Source organism: Kluyvera sp. Awk 3 (assembly GCF_028069715.1).
In the GTDB taxonomy this organism is placed as follows: domain Bacteria; phylum Pseudomonadota; class Gammaproteobacteria; order Enterobacterales; family Enterobacteriaceae; genus Kluyvera; species Kluyvera georgiana_A.
In genome coordinates this window covers 1-3751 of the sequence record NZ_JANEWH010000230.1, presented here as the reverse complement: position 1 = coordinate 3751, position 3751 = coordinate 1, and the positions used below count along the sequence as shown (strand labels likewise).

The 3751-nt window shown below is 48.0% G+C and carries 3 protein-coding genes; 2 read left to right on the top strand and 1 reads right to left on the bottom strand.

Going from position 1 to position 3751, the window contains the following annotated elements:
• Positions 1-37 precede the first annotated feature (37 nt).
• Positions 38-1291 carry an enolase C-terminal domain-like protein gene (locus NNN71_RS24025; RefSeq protein WP_267453877.1) on the bottom strand — a complete coding sequence of 418 codons (1254 nt, stop codon included), beginning with the start codon at positions 1289-1291 and terminating at the stop codon, positions 38-40.
• Positions 1292-1627: 336 nt separating this feature from the next.
• Here NNN71_RS24025 and NNN71_RS24020 point away from each other — a divergent pair, with 336 nt between their 5' ends.
• Together NNN71_RS24020 and NNN71_RS24015 are read left to right on the top strand one after the other, a co-directional pair.
• Positions 1628-2395 carry an SDR family oxidoreductase gene (locus NNN71_RS24020; protein WP_267453876.1) on the top strand — a complete coding sequence of 256 codons (768 nt, stop codon included), beginning with the start codon at positions 1628-1630 and terminating at the stop codon, positions 2393-2395.
• A 55-nt stretch (positions 2396-2450) separates the two neighbouring features.
• Positions 2451-3737, top strand: coding sequence for an MFS transporter (locus NNN71_RS24015; protein ID WP_267453875.1), 1287 nt, complete (start codon positions 2451-2453; stop codon positions 3735-3737).
• Positions 3738-3751: the final 14 nt, after the last annotated feature.

Sequence of the window (3751 nt, the reverse complement as noted above, 5' to 3'; positions counted from 1 at the left end):
ATAAAGACCCGGAAGATCTAAACCGGGTCTTTATTACTTACGGTCTTGAAGCTGTGCCGTCAGGTGTGCGCGCCATTGTCCAGGAAGGGATCCCCCCCTCACACGGGTATTTCGCCGCTTCGGCCTCATTAATGTCGATACCCAAGCCAGGCTTATCGTTCAGGTAGGCATAGCCGAGGTCAATCTCCGGGCAACCCGGGAAGACATCACGCAGCGCGTCGTTCATCGGCGTATATTCCTGAATGCCGAAGTTCGGTGAACTCAGATCCAGATGCATGTTGGCGCAGACCCCGACCGGTGAAATATCACCAGGCCCGTGCCACGCTGTACGCACACCGTTCAGTTCGCTGTAGACGGCGAGTTTCTTCGCCGGCGTGATGCCGCCGATGGTGCTCACATGACAACGAATGTAGTCGATCAGTTTGTTGTCAATGAGCGGCTTCCACTCATTCACATTGACAAACAGTTCGCCCATGGAAATCGGCGTGGAAGATTGCTGGCGCAGCATTTTCAACCAGTCGATATTCTCCGGTGCGACAGGGTCTTCAAGATAAAACAATTGATATTGTTCCAGTGTTTTTGCAAGGTTAATGGCGGTCACTGGGGTGACTCGCTCATGTACATCATGAATAAACTCAATGCCAAAGCCGAGCTTGTTACGCAGGTGGTCAAATAGACGCGGAACGCTTTTGGCGTAGGCATCCGGGTCAAAGTAGATGCCGGGCGTTTTGCTGCGCGGTGAACGTTTCGGCTGAATATTCTTCGCACGTGCCAGTTGCGTGGCGATCAGTTTGAGGTCATCGGTCCCCGCACCGCCGTACATTCCCATCTGGCAGCGAACGTACTGGTAACCCTCTTCCATTCTGGCTCGGATGTTATCTTCCACTTCAACTTCATCGCCGCCGTCGGTGTGGCAGTACAGTGGGATCCCATCACGGCATTTACCGCCCAGCAGATCATAAACCGGCATCCCCGCCAGCTTACCTTTGATATCCCACAGCGCCATGTCCACGCCGGACAATGCATTGTTCATGATGGGGCCATTGCGCCAGTAGCCGCTCACCGCGCCTGACTGCCAGATGTCCTCAATACGGGTCGGATCTTTGCCAATCAGAAAAGGCGCCATGTATTCATCGATTGCGCTTTTTACCGCGAAGATACGCTGGGTAAATGTCGCGCATCCCAGCCCATACAGCTCCGGCTCATTTGTCTCTATCTTAACGACTGCCAAATCAATGCCGCCCGGCGCCGTCAGAATCGTTTTAACGTTGGTGATTTTCAGGTTACTCACTTTCACTCCTCAACTCAGCGAATTTACCGCATGTCATAACGTTGTAGATGACATGGCGCATATTTGTAAGTTGTCCTACAACTTGATGCTGTTATATCACGCTTCTTTTACAGAGGCTCGCTGCGAGCGCCATTTTGTGATAGCGATCAAGTTGCGTTCAATTGAAATTAAATAAATGATTGAAAATCAATTGTTTGTTTGTTGTCTCTCGAGCGCTATGTAGAACTTTTTGTGATCGTTGCTGCAAATTAATGGGTGAACGGTTGATTTTATCAGGGCGAAAACTCAATCTTAAAAAGATAGTCGTCATACAAATTAAACGAGTGAGGAAACAACATGAACGCTTTATTTGATTTAAATGGGAAAACGGCGCTGGTAACAGGTTCTGCACGTGGACTGGGCTTTGCCTACGCAGAGGGCCTTGCCGCAGCAGGCGCACGGGTCATCCTGAATGATATTCGCGACACGCTGCTGGCCGAATCCGTGGATACGCTTACAAGCAAAGGCTACGACGCACACGGTGTGGCTTTCGACGTCACCGATGAACAGGCGATTGAGGCGGCTTTTAGCAAACTCGATGCAGAAGGGATCGATGTGGATATCCTGATCAATAACGCCGGTATTCAGTATCGCAAACCTATGGTCGAACTGGAGCTGGAAAACTGGCAGAAGGTGATCGACACTAACTTGACCAGCGCGTTTCTGGTGTCCCGCGCGGCGGCAAAAAGGATGATGGCCCGCAACAGCGGCGGTAAAATCATTAATATTGGCTCGCTCACCAGCCAGGCCGCACGACCGACCGTTGCCCCCTACACGGCGGCAAAAGGCGGGATCAAAATGCTCACCTGTTCGATGGCGGCAGAATGGGCACAGTTTAATATCCAGACTAACGCAATTGGGCCTGGATACATTCTGACAGACATGAATACTGCTCTTATTGAAGACAAGCAGTTCGACAGTTGGGTGAAAAGCAGCAACCCTTCTCAGCGTTGGGGGCGTCCGGAAGAGCTCATCGGCACCGCCGTCTTCTTATCATCCAGGGCATCAGATTATATTAACGGCCAGATTATTTATGTCGATGGTGGCTGGCTAGCCGTGCTGTAATTAACATTTCTTACTATCCGTTTTTTGCCCAGCAGTAAATACACGGGAAAACATTATGATTCAAAGCATGCAAAAAAAATTAGCTCCTATTCGCTGGAAGAAATTAATTCCACTGGCTTTCATTACCTATAGCCTTGCCTATCTCGATCGTGCCAATTACGGATTTGGTGCTGCTGCCGGTCTGGCTGAAGATCTCAATATCACTCCAGGGATTTCCTCATTATTAGGTGCGTTGTTTTTTCTTGGGTATTTTTTCTTTCAGGTGCCTGGAGGTATTTACGCTGAAAAAAGAAGTGCTAAACAACTTATTTTTTGGAGTTTAATTCTTTGGGGGATATTAGCCACAGCAACCGGCATGGTTCATGATGTTAAAACCTTGGCCGTTATTAGATTCTTGCTTGGTGTTGCCGAGAGTGTGGTTATGCCCGCTATGCTTGTTTTCTTAAGCCATTGGTTCACCAAGAAAGAAAGATCCAAAGCCAATACATTCCTTTTCCTGGGTAATCCCATCACGGTACTTTGGATGTCTGTATTATCAGGGTATCTCGTGGATGCTTTTGGCTGGCGTGGTATGTTTATTATCGAAGGTGTACCCGCGATTATCTGGGCAGCTATCTGGTGGGTGGTATTTGTTGACCGACCTAAAGATGCAAAATGGTTAACAGCTCAAGAAAAAGAAGATATTGAAGCCGCGTTGGCAGCAGAGCAAACTAATATTAAAGAAATAAAAAACTACAGTGAGGCATTTCGCTCTGGTAAAGTTTTGTCCCTTTCCTTTATTCATTTTTTCTGGAATATTGGGATGTATGGTTTCATCATGTGGTTACCATCTATTTTGAAATCGGCTTCTGGGCTGGGCATTGTCGCAACAGGTTGGCTATCAGCAGCACCCTATTTATTAGCCGTTCCATTGATGCTAGCTGCATCATGGTACTCAGATAAATTTCTTAACCGTAAAATCATTGTTCTGTTGTTTTTAGGACTTGGTGCTATCTGCTTTATTGGATCGTTTACAATTGGAGCATCCAACTTCTGGCTCTCATATGTTCTGCTGATGATTGCTGGCGGCGCGATGTATACCCCTTATGGACCATTCTTTGCCGCTATTCCAGATATGATCCCGCGAAACGTTGTGGCTGGCGCCATGGCATTTATCGTGAGTTTTGGCGCACTGGGGTCATTTGTAGGTTCATGGATAGTGGGTTATCTGAATGGTATAACTGGCAGCCCGGGGGCTTCTTATGCCTTTATGGGAATCTCACTAGTGCTGGCAGTGTTGCTTACCTCACTTACTTCGTTTAGTAGTAAAGAATCCAGGCACGCGAAAGTACAAACTTGTTAAGTTCGAGCGCCTTT

What these genes read in the sequence shown, in the direction of transcription:
- NNN71_RS24015 (WP_267453875.1), top strand. Translation starts at nt 2,451, where the DNA reads ATGATTCAAAGCATGCAAAAAAAATTAGCTCCTATTCGCTGGAAGAAA.
- NNN71_RS24020 (WP_267453876.1), top strand. Translation starts at nt 1,628, where the DNA reads ATGAACGCTTTATTTGATTTAAATGGGAAAACGGCGCTGGTAACAGGT.